This window comes from Colwellia polaris, assembly GCF_002104515.1.
Lineage (GTDB): Bacteria > Pseudomonadota > Gammaproteobacteria > Enterobacterales > Alteromonadaceae > Cognaticolwellia > Cognaticolwellia polaris.
In genome coordinates, this window is record NZ_NBOE01000018.1 from 16,932 (window position 1) to 34,705 (window position 17,774).

Sequence of the window (17,774 nt, forward strand, 5' to 3'; positions counted from 1 at the left end):
ATCACTCAATTACTTTATTAGTTGAATGGTATTTTGTTTTTGTTTTATATAAACAAATAACATTTTATACCAAACCGATTGATATTCTGACAGCTATACATGTTCGAACAACGCAATGTCTATATTGTGTTAAATCCCAGCCCGATTCCTAATAACAACAATATTTTAATGTACGGTAAAATACTCTTGCATTGTTCTGCTGGTATACCTTTCGTAATAACTAGGCTTGGGTATTGCTCGGTAGTACTTGTACAAAGATCTTTTTTTTTGTGATAAAAGTAAACTTTTCTTATGAATTGCCGATAAATTAATCATCTACACTTAATACCATTCAATTTATAAAAGGCAAAAGTGCATTAAAATGGACGTATTTACTGAATTACTTCCCGCTAGCTTCACCACTAAACCTGAAGCAACGGCAAAAGATAGTAAACAGAAAAAGGCGCGCAATGATAAAAGCAAGCCATCAACCCCGCAGTCGGTTAAGGATAAACCTGAGCAGAAAGAAGTGGTTGAAACGGAGCGGCGCACAGGAGAAGAACGCCGAGAGAAATCCGTTAATAGAGGTCGCTGGTTAGAATCTCGTGATAGAAAAGATCGCAGAGCAAATAATCAGAAAATTAGCGTAAAAATTTAACGACAAAGCTGAAATAAGTATTTAACCTGAACTCTGGATAATGAGTGCTTGAAACTCAAGTGAACCAAAAGCTTAGGTAATAAAGTAAATGCTATAGTCAGGTGAACATCACGAATAGATATCATCAATGCTTCATTTTATGCCATTTCCAAGGCAAAACGTTTATGAATAGCGCGCTATTTATCGACGTTTTAACGCAGAAAATGGCTTAAAAGGGAATATTGAGCAAGTGCTGCTTTTCCAGAGTTCAGGTTATTTAGTCACTATAAGCTTGAACAGTTTGAAAGTTTGAACCGGGTACCTTTTTATATCTCTCAAGAATTTCCTCTATTTCACCAGAATCTTTCAACTTATGTATCGCAGTATTGATATTATTAATGGTTGAATTACTCAGACTTGGAGAAAGCGCACAATGTATTTTGTTGTCATTCATATGAATAACTTCATCTTCCGTTTTTTTATAAAAATAAGATGCCTCTATTGATGCACTAACAAAACCTGATACTTTGTTTTTACGATATTTTTCATAGCTTTCTGAAGGCGTTGTACTGATAACAGGAAGTATGTTTTTGTCTTTAATATAACCCACAATCTCTGGATATATGTAACCTAGTGTAGTGCCAATTCGAAGGTTTTTATAATCAGATAAAGCATCCAAGGTTTTTATACCTTCGCGATTAATCAAAATATCTGGGTTGCTATAAAGATCATCACTCCACTTTATATACATCGATTTATACCACTTGGGGTTAGCAACGCAATTCATATCAACTAAGTTGGTTTCTAAAGACATTTCTATTCTCTTGCGCGGAATAGGCAGCATCTCTAGCTCCATATCTAGCTGCTTCGCTATCGCATGGGTAATATCAAAAAGAATACCACTGGTTGGGCGGCCCATATCGTCATAAAATAATTGCGGGGCAACATTTTGACTATAATAAGAGGTTTTAAGCAGTGGTTTATCGGCAAAAGAGTTACTAGAAGTCAGCATTAACGTAAACATTAAAGAAAACATGACTAAAGTAGATTGGTGTTTCATAAATGGAATGTCCCTATAACGTTTATAGCAGCAACTATTGCCTTAATCATAACAATTAAAGCAATTATTGCCCAAAATTTTAACTGTTATTTTTTCGAGTTTAACTGGTTAAATTTTGCAAGCTGTTCCTCAGTTGCAGGCAATTGGTGTTTTTCTTTCCATTCGCTATAAGGCATACCGTAAACTTGTTCACGGGCAGTATCAATATCAACATTAACACCTAGCTTTTCAGCCTCAGCTACGGTCCATTTAGAAAAACAGTTGCGGCAAAAGCCAGCAAGATTCATTAATTCGATATTTTGCACGTCTTTACGGTTATCTAAATGTGCAAGTAAGCGACGAAAAACCGCTGCTTGAATTTCAACTTCTTTATCCATTTTGTTCTCTATTTTTATTTAAAATCAGCCCAATGATAATTAATTATCTTCAGGCTCTGGTTTTGTATAAGGTCTTATTTGAACAATCATCCCCATGTAAGGGTGATCGAAATAATGTACTTCACCGCTTATAACACGACGATTTTGTTTAAACCTAATGGCTTTTGCCTGAATCGGTTTAGCTGTTTTTGTTACCGAAGGGGCAGTAATTGATGAAGTATCGGTTAACCGAGCCGTAGCGATTTCGCTTAAATTTTTATCTAAAATATTAAAGTCGGCGGTTATAAATAAATAATGCTGTAAATGAATATTAAAAAAACCGTCGATAAACCAGGGTTGAACAGGCACTTTAGGTGGTGTTGTTATTAATGGGTTTTGATTTTCAAAATTAAGGGATAAGTCTTGTGACTCAAGCGAAGTTAATAACGCTTCTGTATTATCATTAACCTTGGGTAATTGGGTAATAATCTCTTGAATTCGCAATGCTTTAGCTGCTTGTAATTGTGCATTTTGATTATTATCAGCCTGTTCATGCATGGTTTCAATGCTCATAATACTTTGCTCATTATCCGCATCTTTCGCTTCGGCTATGTAGAGATTTTTCTGTTGATTGTAGCGGGCTAATTGCTTGGTGTGATCGGCAAAAAAATTGTCGCCAGCATAAACTTTAACCGGTATCGATTCTTTTTCTGGTCTAGCAACTTGTCGCCAGCCCATATGCAGCATAGGACGAAAGTTTTTGCTATATCTTAAGTCTTTGATTATATCGCCAAGCTGCAAAGATTCTTTGCTGAGCAAATGAGTATGGTTATTAGAAACTTCTTCTTTCCCATCAATTAACAATGGCACTTTATCGACGCTAAAACCATAGTAATCGAAGCTTGGGTTATTGGCTTGATAGTCAGCAAATGTTGATTCATCCATTTTACATAATATATTAGGTTCAACGATCATTGAATATTCAAACTTTGGTGCTTGAAATGCATTTTCAGCAGCTAATAATAATGCTTGAATATTTTCACGTTCTGCAGCTGTTAACGCTTGAGAAGGCTCTATATCATGTTCACCCAATGAACTACCTTGAGCTGCATTTAGGTTTGAGTCAGCGTTTAATAGGGCAGCATTACTGTCAGTGGTAGAGTATTTTGTGTTGTTATTCGGTTCAGTTAATTGCTCTGGTACTACAATAGTTTCTGATACGCTTTGCTTGGTTGATACTAAAGCGTTATTTAGTTCGCTTTCACTTGCTCCCAAAGCTTGGTTTGCGTCGTTAATTGCCATGCTTTCGGCTACTAATTCTTCAAGTTGTGCTAACGATTTTATTTCAAATATTTCAGGCAGCTTTGCCTGCTTTTGTACTAAGTTATTATGATTTTGTATGGCGTCACAGCGAGGTAGCAATTGCTTTAAGCTGCGAATATCTGGATTTAAGTACTGGCGCAATAAATCTTCTACACGGCGGTGTGTGGGCAGTTCACTAAGCTCTGGAAAACTTTCTTTCGACTGACTTTTATCATCTAATTGACTAAAAAGAATAATTTCGACATCAAACCATCTGTCGTCACTTTTTTGCGTTGCTGCATTTAACGTTAGCGGTAATGCTAACGAGGCAGAACATAAAAATAGTTGTGTTAATTTCATTCAGTATCCAGTTAATGGTTATTTACCAAGAGATAATAGCAAAAAGTTATTCAATACTTAAATTATCAATTAGTTATCTGTTTTATATGTGTAATAAAGTGTTTGCTTAGTAGCTAAGGGCGTAAATGGTTCGCCAACTCGTTCAACATAGTAGTGATTAAAATAAAACGGGCTTTAGCATCTTCACTCGGTACTTTGAATTTGAGCTTATTTGCGCCGTCCATGGTGTAAATTTTTGGTTGCTGCTGAATTAAGCCAAGAATAAACATGTGATCAACTTTGGTGTCTGGGCCAAATTCAAATGAACCTCCTGCAGGACCGGCATCTATGCGAGTAATACCAATCTTTTGAGCTTTAAGTTTTAGTTTAGCAATATGCACTAAGTTCTTTGTAGCTTGTGGCAATAGGCCAAAACGGTCAATCAGTTCAACTTGTACATCGTCAAGCGCTTGCTTGTTTTTACAACTGGCAATACGTTTGTATAAGCTTAGTCGGAGGCTAACATCGAATATATAGTCTTCGGGAAGCAGAGCAGGTACTCGTAAATCGACTTCAGTTTGTGTTTTAGTGACTTGATCAAGCGTTAACGATTTGCCATCTTTAAGCGCTTCAACAGCAGCATCTAGCATTTCCATATACAGCGTAAAGCCCACTTGGCTCATCGAGCCACTTTGGTCTTCGCCAAGTAATTCACCTGCGCCACGTATTTCTAAATCGTGAGTAGCCAAAGTAAATCCGGCGCCTAGGTCTTCAAGGGATGCGATGGCTTCGAGGCGTTTTTTGGCGTCTTTGGTTAAGCGTTTTTCGTGAGGTGTTAATAAATAAGCATAAGCTTGATGATGCGAACGACCGACACGACCACGTAATTGATGTAGTTGTGCTAAACCAAGATTATCAGCACGGTCCATAATGATGGTGTTAGCACTGGGAACATCAATACCGGTTTCTATGATCGTAGTACAGACTAAAACATTGTAGCGTTGATGATAAAAGTCGCTCATAACCCGTTCAAGTTCACGCTCGCGCATTTGCCCATGTGCGGTAATAATTTTTGCTTCAGGTAATAATTTTTGAATATCGGCGGCTGTTTTATCTATGGTGTCGACATTGTTATGCAAAAAGTAAACTTGTCCACCACGTAAAACTTCACGCAATATTGATTCACGAATTAGGGCGTCGTCACGTTGGCGAACAAAGGTTTTAACCGCTAAACGTTTTGCTGGTGGTGTTGCGATAATCGACAAATCACGCATGCCACCCATAGCCATATTTAAGGTTCGCGGAATAGGCGTTGCGGTTAAGGTTAAAATATCAACGTTGGCGCGTAGTTGCTTTATTTTCTCTTTTTGTTTAACGCCAAACCTGTGTTCTTCATCAACAATGAGTAAGCCTAAGTCTTTATATTTTATGCTATTTTGTAATAGCTTATGGGTACCAATTAATATGTCGATTTGCCCCGACTCAACCTCTTTAATTACCGCATTTTGTTCTTTGGTGGTTTTAAAGCGTGATAACACTTCTATGCTTATTGGCCAGTTAGCAAAACGGTCACGGAAGCTTTCGTAATGTTGTTGAGCAAGTAGGGTCGTTGGCACTAATATCGCCACTTGTTTACCGTCATTTACCGCAACAAATGCCGCACGCATGGCCACTTCTGTTTTACCAAAGCCAACATCACCACACACTAATCTGTCCATAGCTTTTGGCGATAGCATGTCGCTTATCACGGCATTAATGGCTTGTTTTTGGTCGAAGGTTTCTTCAAAGCCAAAGCTGTCAGCAAAAGCTTGATAGTCTTCTTTATCGCGTTTGAAGCTATAACCATGATTGCTGGCACGCTTGGCATAAATATCGAGTAACTCAGCAGCAACATCACGTACTTTTTCGGCGGCTTTTTGTTTGGCTTTACTCCACGTATCGTTACCCAACTTGTGCAATGGGGCGTGTTCAGCATCGGCGCCTGAGTAGCGACTGATTAAATGTAGTGAAGCAACAGGAACATAGAGTTTGGCTTCTTTTGCATAACTCAGCACTAAAAACTCTGTAGTAATACCGCTGTTTTCTATGGTTTGTAAGCCCATGTATCGACCAATACCATGTTCAATATGTACAACAGGTTGGCCAATGCTCAGCTCAGCTAAGTTTTTAAATATCGCGTCGTTTTGAATCTCTTGTTGTTTATTGCGACGACGAGTTTGGCGAACTCTATCGCCTAGTAATTCAGCTTCGGTGATTAATGCTATGGCATTCTTTTTTGCACTGCCTTTGGCTTGGAAAATAAAACCGGCACTTAAGGCATTAACGGTGATACCCAAAGGTGCGTCACTGTTAACAAAGTCTTCAATGGTTTTAAATATATTGGGTTTTATTTTATTACGCTCAAGTAGCTCTAATACACTTTCACGTCGGCCTTGGCTTTCAGCGACAAATAACAGTTTATTTGGCGTTTCTTTACTAGTAATAAAGTTGTTCAGCAGTTCAAAGGGCTGCTTTAATTTATGATCAATAGTTAAGTCAGGTAGCTGATGTACATCAAACTGTACTTGAGATAGCTTGACTTCTTCTTCATTAATCTCAGGCTTTAAATTAATGCGATCAAAGGGTTTTAAAGCGCTGTAGAGCTCTTCACTGTTTAAAAATAATTGTTCAGGCGGCAGTAATGGCCGAGTGGGATCATAGCGGCGATCTTCATAACGATAATTAATATCGCTCCAATAATGGCTTAACGATTTATCAATATCGCCACTGATAATAATTAAGGTGTTATCAGTTAAGTAGTCGCATAAGGTGTTGGTTTGTTCAAAAAATAACGGTAAGTAATATTCGATACCAGCGGGCATAATACCGTTACTAACCTGATGATATATAGATTCTTTATCTATGGTGCTAGTGAATTGTTCACGGTATTGGCTGCGAAATAAGTTAGTGCCGTCATTATCTGTTGGAAACTCATGTGCAGGTAGTAAATTTATACCGTCAACTTTATCGCTAGAACGTTGGTTTTCTGGGTCGAACAAACGGATTTCGTCAATTTCATCATCAAAAAAATCTAATCTGAACGGAGTGTTGCTGCCCATAGGGAATATATCAAGAATAGCGCCACGAGCAGAAAACTCACCGTGTTCCATTACTTGGTCAACACTGCGGTATCCGCTCGCTTCTAGGTTTTGTCTTAGTTGGTGTAAATCTTTTTTATCACCTTTTTTGATGATTAAGCTGTTTGCTTCAATATATTGCTTGGGTGCTAAACGTTGAATCAAGGTGGAAATAGGCACAATAACAATGCCTTTATCCATACGAGATAATTGATATAAGGTCGCTAAACGTTGAGAAATAATATCTTGGTGTGGTGAAAACGTGTCGTAAGGCAGTGTTTCCCAATCTGGAAATAAGCAAATAGGCAGTTTTTCTTGTTTATTTAAGCTGGCAAGTTCTTGCTCTAAACGCAAAGCCGAAGGCGTATCATGAGTTAATAAAAGTATTGGCTGTTGCGTAGTTAACGCACCATGAAAAATAGCAACAGTGGCACTACTACCAGGCAGGTTTTGCCAAACCTTTTTATCGGCATTTTTTCCGCGGCTTTTAGCTAATACAGGACTGAAAATACTAACGTTTTTACTCATGATTACTCGTAACTTAATTGCGTTTTAAAAAGGTGAACTTGGAAAACTTACTCATTGATGATTTTGATTCAAGCAATATTTTATACATTGTACTCGTATGTCATATGCTCAAATTTTCCATATCTTAACATGAGTTTTAGCTGAACTTTAACCGCTAAATTTAATGCTTTGCCGCTTTTAGGATAAATAGCACATACGGGTAAAGATCTGGTTATTTAAAGCGTGTATAATAGCGCACAATTAAATCATTACATGTTACTGCATGTTATTAAGTTTACGTTTAATATCAGTAATAATATCCAGCGAAAACCGTTGGCCCTTGGAGAAAATTTTTGACTAATAACGATGTTTTACGCCGCTTACGATACACTTTTAATTTTAATGATCAAAAGGTTATAGCTATTTTTGCTTCGGGCGACCTAACAGTAACGCGCGAGCAAATAAGTAACTGGTTAAAAAAAGAAGAAGATCCGGCTTATGTAAATTGCCCTGATACCACTTTTGCGGCTTTTTTAAATGGCTTTATTAATGAACGTCGTGGCAAAAAAGAAGGCGAGCCAGCAAAAGCTGAAAAACGCTTAAATAATAATATTATTCTTACTAAGCTTAAAATTGCTTTTAATTTAAAAGCAGAAGATATTATTGAAATGTTGGCATTAGCAAACTTTCGTTTAAATAAACCAGAATTAAGCGCTTTCTCTCGCAAGCCAGATCATAAAAATTATCGCGAATGTAAAGATCAAGTTTTACGTAACTTTTTACAAGGTATTGATAAAAAGTTTCATGTACAACGTCGCGCTAAAGTGCAAGTAAACAAGCCGGTTGTCGAAGAAACAAAAGATAATTTAGAAAAAGTGTTAGCAAATAAAAATTATAATTCGGCTAAAGCTAATGCGAGCAAAATTTATGTTAATCCGAATAAAACAAAAGTTGAACGCAAGCCTGGCGAACGTAAAGTGTTAAAACTTAAACCGAAAGATATTTGGGGCGAATAGTTACTTGTTAACACTGACTTTTTTGCTCAAAATGTAAAAATACATCAGCAATAAATAGATTCTATATTATTATAAAAATAAGGAACTACCTATGTCAGAAAATACACAAACTGCACACCTAAATGGCTTACCTCGTTGGTTTACATTAGTCGCTATTTTAGCACTTGTTTGGAACTTACTTGGCGTTATGGCATTTTTTGGTCATATAACGATGACTTCAGAAGCGATAGCCGAACTACCTCAAGCAGAGCAAGCACTTTATAGCGCAGTGCCAATATGGGCAACTATTGCTTTTACTGTTGCTGTATTTGCGGGAGCTATAGGGAGTATTGCGTTATTAATGAGAAAGCGTATTTGTTATCCCTTATTTGTCGTTTCATTAGTGGCGGTATTAGTGCAAATGTTTCATTCATTTTTCATTAGTAACTCTTATGAGGTTTATGGTCCAGGCGGCACGGTAATGCCACTTATGGTAATCATTATCGCTTTCTTGTTAGTCGCATTTTCGATTAAAGGTCGTAACAATAACTGGTTTAGCTAATACTTCTCCATTTAATTCGATAACACGTTTATTCTGAAAGCCTGCAATTGCAGGCTTTTTGTTTATTAATCGCTGTTGTTAACAATTTTTAGCAATTGAAAATAGTTAATAAGGTCTTGCTTAGTGATACACTTTCTTGATTAATTTATAGTAATAAAACCCTGCGGTTATACGAACAATGCTCACTAAAATTAAAGCTAAATTACCCGGTGTTACCTTATGTGCAGCTATCGCGGTTATCGCCGCTATTATTGCTACACGCTATCAAGCGCCCATTATTCTATTTGCTTTGTTAATAGGTTTGAGCCTACATTCCTTTTATAGTCACTCAAGCCTTCAACGTGGTGTTAATTTTTGTTCGCGAGAGTTATTACGCTTATGTGTTGGTTTGCTCGGCGTGCGTATTGCTTTTTCTGATATTGTTTCACTGGGGATAACACCACCTTTGATCGTGATGGGAAGTATGTTTTTAACGATTATTTTTGGTGTGTTGTTTGCGCGTACTTTAGGCTTATCGAAAGTATTTGGTGTGTTGTCGGGTGGGGCAGTTGCAGTATGTGGCGTCTCAGCAGCAGCGGCAATCTCTACTGTATTACCAAACGATAAATCACAAGAGAAATACTTTGCCTTTACGGTGATAGGTATTACCACTTTCAGCACTTTAGCGATGGTTTTTTACCCTATAGTGGCGAGCTATTTGGGCTTTTCAGACGAGCTTGCTGGGGTTTTTATTGGTGGCGCTATTCATGATGTCGCTCAAGTTGTTGGTGCTGGTTATACTATTTCTCCAGAAGCGGGCGATGTTGCCACTTACATTAAACTACTTAGGGTCGCGCTGTTAATGCCAATTGTAATGATGGTATTTTTTGCCTTTAAAGAGAAAAACAGCAAAATGTCGGCTGGTGTTAGCGCTTTTATACCGGGTTTTTTAGTTATGTTTTTCGTGTTGGCATTGTTAAAAAATGTTGGTGTGTTACCTATGTGGTTAATTGACATTATTCGAAGCTTGTCGAGTAGCTTACTGGTTATTGCCATTGCAGCGATTGGTGTTAGAACATCGTTAAAACAAGTGTTATCTGTTGGTTGGCGACCGGTATTATTAATGGCGAGTGAGAGCGTATTTTTGGCTGGATTGGTTATTTTGGGCATTATCTTTTTTTATTAATAAGGCTTTATAAAGCTTTTTTATGGTAGGTCGTAGCGAATATAACTGCGAGCAATGAAGCAAAAAGTGCGCATACGAGGTGTGGTTTATGCGCACAAATTTAATCGACAATTTTAATTGCATAGCGGCCTAACTATGGCTTTACTTAAAATTCACTATCAACAGCATTTGCATCTTTAATACGTTCAATGCGCGCTTCTTCTTCCTCAAATGCCGCTTTAATTTCTTCAAGCACGGTATCAACATCTGCAGCGCCAGTATCTTCTTCAAACAAGCCGGTTAGCGGGGTTTCTGGTGTTAACTCACCTGATTCGAATAATGCCCACATTTCTTGGCCATATTTACTTTGCTTTAATGCCGGACTAAATTGACCATAGTAGTTAGTCATATTAGTAACATCACGCATTAACATTGACTTGGCGTTATTGTTAGCAGAAGCATCAACTGCCTGCGGCAAATCAATAATAACCGGGCCGTAGTCATCTACTAAAACGTTAAACTCTGATAAATCGCCATGAATAACCCCAGCACAAAGCATTAATTTAACGTAATGCATAACTAGGGTGTGATCTTCTTCAGCTTGCTCTGCTGGCATAACTACATCATTTAAGCGTGGTGCAACATCGCCATCGTCGGTGGTAACAAGTTCCATTAATAATACGCCGTCGAAGCAACCAAAAGGTTGAGGTACGCGCACGCCAGCTTCTGCTAGTTGATATAGCGCGTCAACTTCAGCATTTTGCCAAGCGGATTCTTGTTGATCACGGCCATATTTAGAGCCTTTTTCCATTGCTCTAGCACGACGACTGTTGCGACTTTTTCTGCCTTCTTGATATTGTGCTGCTTTTTTAAAGCTGCGCTTAATGGCTTCTTTGTAAACTTTCGCACAGCGAATATCATCGCCGCAACGCACCATATAAACAGTGGCTTCTTTTCCACTCATTAATTGGCTTATTACTTCGTCTATTAGGCCATCATTTACAAGTGGCTGTATGCGTTTAGGTACTTTCATAGCGCCGTTATACCTTAGTTGGGCGTTGGAAGATAGAACAAAATTATAACTTTTTATTTATCAATAGATTAAAACATTGTCTGGTTTACGTATTAACTTGGGGTAGTATAATCAAATCTATTTTACATTAACACAACGCCTTATGATCCCATTTATAAATCAGTTACCTAAAGATGAAGAAGTCAGGTGGTTAGCAGCGCTTAATCAACGCTTGCCGAATGAAAATGTTGTGTCGTTTTCTGAGCTTAAATCTAGTGATAAAGCGGGTATTGAATTAGCCATTGTCGCTAACCCAAATATTGATGAATTGGCTGAACTTAAAAGTTTAATTTGGGTGCACAGTGTTTGGGCTGGCGTTGAGCATTTAATGCTTTCACTGGCTAACTCATCAATTGACGTTGTACGATTAATGGACCCAACGCTTAGCCAAACCATGGCAGAAGCGGTGTTAGCATGGAGCTTATATTTACACCGAGAGATGCCGCGCTATGCCAAGCAGCAAAGAAAAAAACAATGGCAGCAACATCAACTAGTGCCAGCGAGTAAGCGACGTATTGGTATTCTGGGTTTAGGAGAACTTGGGCAAGTTAGTGCAAAACAGCTACAAATTAATGGTTTTAATGTTATGGGCTGGAGCCGAACTGAAAAAGCTATTGAAAACATTAGCTGTTTTAGTGGCGATAGCGGCTTAGCTGAAATGGTCGCGCAAAGTGATATTCTAGTGTGCTTGCTGCCGTTAACTTCAATCACGAAAGGGATTATTAATAAAAGTTTATTAAATCAACTACCCACAGGTAGCGCCATTATTAATTTTGCACGTGGTGGCATTATTAACACCAGCGATTTACTAGCAGCTTTAGATAGCAATCATCTTAACCACGCCGTACTCGACGTATTTGAACATGAACCTCTAAACGCAGAAAGCGAACTGTGGCAACACCCAGATATAACTGTTTTGCCACATATTTCAGCGCCAACAAACCTCAATAGTGCCAGTGACATTGTCGCAAAAAACATAACAACTTACCGCACAACCGGACAGCTACCTACCACAGTTAATAAACTTATAGGGTATTAAGGGCAGCTATCAGCTTTAAGCTATCAGCTTTAAGCTATCAGCTATCAGCTATCAGCTATCAGCTATCAGTTGTAAGTTGTAAGTTGTAGGTTGTAGGTTGTAGGTTGTTAGTCTCTTACTGACAGCTGACAGCTGACAGCTGACAGCTCTAAGCTTAAAGCTATTTACTGACAGCTCTAAACTTAAAGCTATTTACTGACAGCTGACAGCTATAAACTTAAAGCTTTTTACTGACAGCTCTGAACTTAAAGCTTTTTACTGACAGCTGACAGCTATAAACTTAAAGCTTCTTACTGACAGCTTCGAACTTAAAACTTCATAAGGGTTTTGCTGTAATAACATAACGTTCGTTTGAGTCGTTGCCTAGTTGGTTAAAGGGGTAGCATGTAATTAATACTAATGTTTGTTCATCAGCGATTAACGGCAGTTGACCTGTTGTGGCATCGACTATGTCAATATTTTTTACTTGATATAGTTGGGTTTTTCCTTGCCCGTCAACTAATGAAATAACATCTTTCATGGCAATATCCTCTAAAAAAGCAAAGTGACTATCTCTATGACCTGCCACCACAAAAGGGTTTGTTGCTTTAGGTTGGTTAAATGGCGCAACGGCACCAGCTGAGAACGCTAATGTGGTTGGGTCGCCGCCATTTAACACCACAATACTTTTATCTAAACGTTGAAATATCAGTTCAGCAATAGGGTATGTATCAGCCCAAGGCCAAGGTTTAATTGCTACCAAAGGTTTTGGTGCTGTTATTGATTGCTGCCAACTGTAATTAATTAATTGTTGCGACAGCCAGGCTTTAGTTGGCAGCCAACTGGCTTGAATAGACATAACGCCTCCAATAATCACTAAGGCTAAAACGACTAATTTTTGAAAAAGTTTAGTGACGTTAGTCATGTTATTTAGACCAAATACGTAACAATAAAGGTGCTGATAACATTAATATCAATCCGATAACTAACTGTTGATGCCAACCCAGTGCTGTTCTGGGCATTGCCACCATTAAGTTTTCATGGGCTTTTGCTAATGTATTCATTTGGTACTTAGCTTTTATCGCGTTATTTTTTGCACTATTTTTTGCCGTTATAGGAAGTAACTCCGCTGGCATTTCTACGGCAATAAAACTGGTGTATGGCGATAGGGTTTGATGGGCAATTGAAGTAGAAATAACGTCTGCTTTTACTTGCGCTTTATCAGCACCAGTAACCAAGCTGTCTAACAAGTTTTCAATTTTTCTACGGGCCCAAAGTGTTGATATACCTTTCGATGATTGATTGTCATCAACTATTACTTGCTGGTACCAAGGGCTTTGTGCGCTATCACCCATAGCTTGCATGCTGGTAATGGGGAGTTTAGATTTTACGGTTATTTGTAAAGGCTCTCCCATGTATAAATCGGTAATTTTTTTCGGAAAAACCTCAGTTTCTTGATGAACTAGATTATCAAAAATCAATGAAATATTGGTTATCGCCGGATGGTTTATTTTGCTCATTAAGGCAGTCATTTGTTTTTGCACATCCTCGCTATTATTAATAAAAACATAACTGCCACGACCGAATTGCGCTGCTTTTTTCATAAAATAACCATTAGGAGCTGCGCCAATACCCACTGTAAATAAGCGAAAGTTGGCTTGAGCACCTTCAAGTAACTGCATTAATTCGAACTCATTAGCCACTGCGCCATCAGTAATAAAAATAACTTGTCGAATGGCTTTTGCGGTTTGCTGTTGATCTTTTGCCATAACCAGTGCCTGACTTAAAGGGCGATACATTTCAGTACCGCCATCAGCTTGTAAATGATTAATAAATTGCTGTGCTTGCGCTATGTTGTGATTAGTAGCCATTTGGGTTTTGGTAAATAATAGCGATACGTTATCGTCGAAGGCGATAATATTAAAACTGTCTTCTGAGCTTAAGTTTAAAATAGCTTGTTGAAGGCTCGCTTTAGCTTGTGCTATGGCGCTTCCCTGCATAGAGCCTGAAGTGTCAATAATGAAGATAATATCTCGCGATAACGTTGACACCTGCTCACTTTCTGGCGGAAAAAAGGTTAATAAAGTAAAGTATTCATCACCTATTTGCTCAGTAAAACTACTTACTTGAGGTTCATAGCTCGCTTTAAGCTGCCAACTGATTTCAAAATCCTGTTTAGCCGTTGTTTGTTGTTTTTGCAGGGTAATTAAGTACTGGGATTCTTGGTTATCAAGCGCTTGTGTTTGTATGTTATGGCTAGCACTTTTAATCGTGCGAATGCTAGCTCCAGCATTAAGCGAAATACTAATCGCAGTATGGTTATCTGCTATCGCTTTGGGCAATACTTCTGAGTTATATTCAATGCGCTTTAAAGCCTCTTTAGCGTTATGAAAGAGGGCTTCTGAGTTAGGCTTATCAAATGTTTTTTGATCATAAATGCTTTGATAGCGAGTGGTGATTGCTACAGGTAAGCGCAAATTAAAAACACTTTCACTCAAACTATTTTTAGTAATGTTAACCGGCATAATAAACTCTAACGTTACCTCTACTTTTGATAAAGGCGGAATATTGGCAATGTTGTTAGTGAACAAATTTGGCTTTTGTTGCTGTACTAAACTCGCTTTTTTTCCTTGTTTTTTTGCCTGCTGATAAACGGCCTTCGCCGCTTGTTTTTCCATAATTTGGCCAATGATAACTTGGTCAGCCATCTTGATCGTTAAGTGTTTTATGGCAGAGCTTTCAGGTAACGGGAATTGATATTCACCCGAAACCGAACTGTTATAAGGGTTGATAAATACTTGCTTTATTCGTGCATAAGCCACCAAACCATTAACCTCGATATTCGCAGTAATATCTACCGGTAATGTTGCGCGCTGGCGTTTGTCAGGGTGACTAAATAACAATTGAGGCCCCTGAATTAAAGGGTTTTCGGTAACCGACGACATTTTCGCTGGTAATTCTTGATTAAATGTAGCTGCTCGAGCAAAAGGTACAATAACAGCAATAACACTTGTTACTAGCAAAAATAGAATGATAAATTTAAGCCATTTTCGGCGTTGTTTTTTGCGCTTTTGTTGATAAAAGTATGAATGTTGATAATCGATTAGCCTTAAATTTTTATTTGAGTTAAACACTTGAAGCTCCAATATTGAGTTATTAGGGCTATTTCAACAAAACAAAAAGGATGCGGGGCGTTAACATTGAGGCAAAGTGGTGAGCAATTGTGGCAAAATTATGGCTTTGGAGCGCAAGAATAAGTTATTGCGTTCAGCTGCCAAGGTACATTTTACATTGTTAGCAGGGGTAAGTTTTTATGAAAACTAAAGTCAACAAAGCAGTAAGAGTAAGTTATAAGTATCTCTTACATATAAAATTTTAAGACTTTAGCGATTAATCTACATTGTCAAAAACTTGTTGCGCCTGAGTCCAAAAATCGCTCGATATTTTATTGATAACATTCGATTCTGCATTGATTAAAATGGCAAAACCTATATCAAGTGTTGGTGAGTAGCCTATATCAGCACGATAACCAGCAACCCAACCTGAGTGATAAATTATTGGGTGACCTGCAAACTGATAAATTCGCCAGCCATAGCCGTAGTGAGCATCGGTGAGGTGTTCTCGCCAATATCGACGGCGTAAGTCTTTCTTGGTTTTTATTCTTGGTGTGGTGAGCTCAGAAAGCAGGGCAGGTGAAAGCACTTCAGGGTTATTACCCAAGTTGGCTATTAACCATTTCGATAAATCTGTGATGCTAGCATTTACCCCAGCGGCTGGCGCAACTTTATAATAGTCGGGCTCTACATTTACTGTACGCCAAACATAGCGCCTAATGTCTTTTCCTGCTCGAGTTTTTTTACCCGTTTTTACTCTTTTTCTTAAAATATGCGGTTGTGCAGTATTATTTTTAGTTAAAAACACATCAATACCGACTGAAGCATTATCCATTTTTAATGGAGTAAACACTCGCTCTTGCAGCAAACTTGCATAACTTCGCTTAGTAACGGCCTCTATAGCCGGTTGCAAAAATCCGTAAGCAATATTTTGGTAACCGTAACATTTAGCCGGCTGACAAATAGGCGTAACACGGTCAAAACGACTAATTATTTTTGCCATACTCCAGTTTTCATGGAGTAAATTGTCGTAGGCATTTGGCATTAAACCCGTTGAATGGCTGAGTAAGTGTGTTAATTGAATTTTTTCTGCTGCACCTTTACTTGCCAGTGCGAAATTAGGCAAAAACTTTGTAATAGGATCAGATAAATTAAGCTTTTTTTCTTGCGATAACATAGTCGCAATGGTCGCTGCGAAAGGCTTTGAAACAGAAGCGAGACGAAACACCGTGTTTTCGTTTATTTTTTGTTTATTCGTTTTATCGGTGTAACCAAAACTCTCAATGGCAATAACTTTATCACCTTTAACAACAACATAAGCAGCACCAGGAACACTGAATTTATTTAATTCAGTGTTAATACTGTTTGAAAGCTTTTTCTTAAAACTATTATATTGAGCGGCATTTACGTTGGAGATAGAGCACAGGATAAAAATAACCGAGAGAAAGCGAAAAAGCATGTAAGCAACCAATTTTGAGAAACATTTAATTCTAACGAGTTAATTTGTAAATAAAAAGTAAAATTAACTCGTATGAAAGATTTACAAGCTTTAACTTGAATAAGTCAGGTTAAAAGCTTGATAGTGAAGGTGAACTTATTTATTTGTGTTGCTTAGCACTGAACCAGAAATTCATAAAATCTGCTGTTAGCTTGTTTTCAATCTCCATTACTCGCTCTGTTGGGCAAAAAATGGTGAAGATAATTTGTGTATCGCCAAGCTCTGACGTAGCAACTTCAATGTGTGGCTCAGGCCCAGCTATGGTTATATCTAATCTATGCTCAATGACTTGGTTATATCTCGCGGCAACATCATTAAAATCAGCACAATAACTATTGGCCTTTTCTTTTAGTGCATCAATAAAGTCAAACGGGTTTACGCTGCCATCGCGGGTCAAGGTAAAATGGTGTACTGCATAGCGCTTAAGAAAGTTTAAGTTTTTTATAGGGGTAGTAATTAATTGATTGTTCGGTAAATAAAGTGTTTTACCTGTAAATTGATAATTGCTTACATTCACTTCTAATAAGGTTAAGTTAATCCAATTAATAGAGTTTACCTCACCACAATAATTACCCACTTGGATCCAATCGCCGACTCTGAATGGGCGGTTAGATACAATATAAATAAAACCAATAAAGCATTGAATAAACTCTCTTGTTGCCAACACTATAGCGACAACAAAAGCGGCAATTGAAAAGGCGAACATTTGTATTTCAACTGACCAAATATTAAACAAGACGACGATCAGACCAAAGTTAAAAATATTATTTAAAAAGTTAACGGTGAAGCGTTTGTCGATTTTTTTCTTTTTTGCACGACGTTTTATAAAGCGGGTAATAACTAACTTGAAGGTAATGATAGTAACAATTAAAACAATAGTAACTATAGATTTGTTTTCTAGAAGATTTTGCAGCATGAGTTACCTATAAGTTAATACATTAAGAACGTACTTTAGTGCGATAAAAGTGGCACCATAATGGATTTAAAGCGACAAATCGAGTGAAATATGACTTTAATTTTTGATTATAACTATTCGCCGATAAAACCAGTACGGCATTCGTTCAGCTAAGATTCAG

13 protein-coding genes and 1 pseudogene are annotated in these 17,774 nt (G+C 37.8%); 5 read left to right on the top strand and 9 right to left on the bottom strand.

What is annotated here, in order from left to right; all coding sequences use genetic code 11:
- The first annotated feature begins 361 nt into the window (after nucleotides 1-361).
- Nucleotides 362-637 (top strand): hypothetical protein, encoded by a 276-nt coding sequence (locus tag B6A32_RS18485; RefSeq protein WP_085306401.1) that lies wholly within the window; start codon nucleotides 362-364, stop codon nucleotides 635-637.
- A 256-nt stretch (nucleotides 638-893) separates the two neighbouring features.
- Here the strand turns inward: B6A32_RS18485 and B6A32_RS18490 are convergent, their stop codons facing one another.
- From B6A32_RS18490 to mfd, 4 genes are all read right to left on the bottom strand, one after another.
- Nucleotides 894-1,676: a substrate-binding periplasmic protein gene (locus B6A32_RS18490; RefSeq protein WP_085306402.1), complete on the bottom strand. Its 783-nt coding sequence runs from the start codon at nucleotides 1,674-1,676 to the stop codon at nucleotides 894-896.
- Nucleotides 1,677-1,762: 86 nt separating this feature from the next.
- Nucleotides 1,763-2,053: a DUF1244 domain-containing protein gene (locus B6A32_RS18495; RefSeq protein ID WP_085306403.1), complete on the bottom strand. Its 291-nt coding sequence runs from the start codon at nucleotides 2,051-2,053 to the stop codon at nucleotides 1,763-1,765.
- Nucleotides 2,054-2,092: 39 nt separating this feature from the next.
- Nucleotides 2,093-3,694: a CsiV family protein gene (locus B6A32_RS18500; protein ID WP_085306404.1), complete on the bottom strand. Its 1,602-nt coding sequence runs from the start codon at nucleotides 3,692-3,694 to the stop codon at nucleotides 2,093-2,095.
- A 113-nt stretch (nucleotides 3,695-3,807) separates the two neighbouring features.
- Nucleotides 3,808-7,317: a transcription-repair coupling factor gene (mfd, locus tag B6A32_RS18505; protein WP_085306405.1), complete on the bottom strand. Its 3,510-nt coding sequence runs from the start codon at nucleotides 7,315-7,317 to the stop codon at nucleotides 3,808-3,810.
- Between the two features lie 332 nt (nucleotides 7,318-7,649).
- Between mfd and B6A32_RS18510 the strand changes: the two are divergent.
- From B6A32_RS18510 to B6A32_RS18520, 3 genes and pseudogenes are all read left to right on the top strand, one after another.
- Nucleotides 7,650-8,099 (top strand): annotated as a pseudogene (locus B6A32_RS18510) (DUF1456 family protein); the annotation flags it as partial.
- Nucleotides 8,100-8,403: 304 nt separating this feature from the next.
- Nucleotides 8,404-8,853 carry a hypothetical protein gene (locus B6A32_RS18515; protein ID WP_085306407.1) on the top strand — a complete coding sequence of 150 codons (450 nt, stop codon included), beginning with the start codon at nucleotides 8,404-8,406 and terminating at the stop codon, nucleotides 8,851-8,853.
- A 178-nt stretch (nucleotides 8,854-9,031) separates the two neighbouring features.
- Nucleotides 9,032-10,018 (top strand): YeiH family protein, encoded by a 987-nt coding sequence (locus tag B6A32_RS18520; RefSeq protein ID WP_085306408.1) that lies wholly within the window; start codon nucleotides 9,032-9,034, stop codon nucleotides 10,016-10,018.
- 145 nt (nucleotides 10,019-10,163) lie between these two features.
- On the opposite strand, the gene B6A32_RS18525 is transcribed toward B6A32_RS18520, so the two are convergent.
- Nucleotides 10,164-11,030: a PA4780 family RIO1-like protein kinase gene (locus B6A32_RS18525; RefSeq protein ID WP_085306409.1), complete on the bottom strand. Its 867-nt coding sequence runs from the start codon at nucleotides 11,028-11,030 to the stop codon at nucleotides 10,164-10,166.
- Nucleotides 11,031-11,172: 142 nt separating this feature from the next.
- Between B6A32_RS18525 and B6A32_RS18530 the strand changes: the two genes are divergently transcribed.
- The gene (locus tag B6A32_RS18530) at nucleotides 11,173-12,108 is read left to right on the top strand and encodes a 2-hydroxyacid dehydrogenase (protein ID WP_085306410.1); all 936 of its coding nucleotides are present in this window, start codon (nucleotides 11,173-11,175) and stop codon (nucleotides 12,106-12,108) included.
- Between the two features lie 316 nt (nucleotides 12,109-12,424).
- On the opposite strand, the gene B6A32_RS18535 is transcribed toward B6A32_RS18530, so the two are convergent.
- The 4 genes from B6A32_RS18535 to B6A32_RS18550 all read right to left on the bottom strand — a co-directional run bounded on the left by B6A32_RS18535 (nucleotide 12,425) and on the right by B6A32_RS18550 (nucleotide 17,614).
- Entirely contained in the window at nucleotides 12,425-13,012 is a 588-nt protein-coding gene (locus tag B6A32_RS18535; RefSeq protein WP_085306411.1) for a class GN sortase, read from the bottom strand.
- A 1-nt stretch (nucleotide 13,013) separates the two neighbouring features.
- Complete coding sequence (locus B6A32_RS18540; RefSeq protein ID WP_085306412.1) at nucleotides 13,014-15,221, bottom strand: marine proteobacterial sortase target protein; 2,208 nt, start codon at nucleotides 15,219-15,221, stop codon at nucleotides 13,014-13,016.
- Between the two features lie 256 nt (nucleotides 15,222-15,477).
- The gene (locus B6A32_RS18545; protein ID WP_085306413.1) at nucleotides 15,478-16,659 is read right to left on the bottom strand and encodes a serine hydrolase domain-containing protein; all 1,182 of its coding nucleotides are present in this window, start codon (nucleotides 16,657-16,659) and stop codon (nucleotides 15,478-15,480) included.
- Nucleotides 16,660-16,798: 139 nt separating this feature from the next.
- The gene (locus B6A32_RS18550) at nucleotides 16,799-17,614 is read right to left on the bottom strand and encodes a mechanosensitive ion channel family protein (RefSeq protein ID WP_085306414.1); all 816 of its coding nucleotides are present in this window, start codon (nucleotides 17,612-17,614) and stop codon (nucleotides 16,799-16,801) included.
- Between the last annotated feature and the right edge of the window lie 160 nt (nucleotides 17,615-17,774).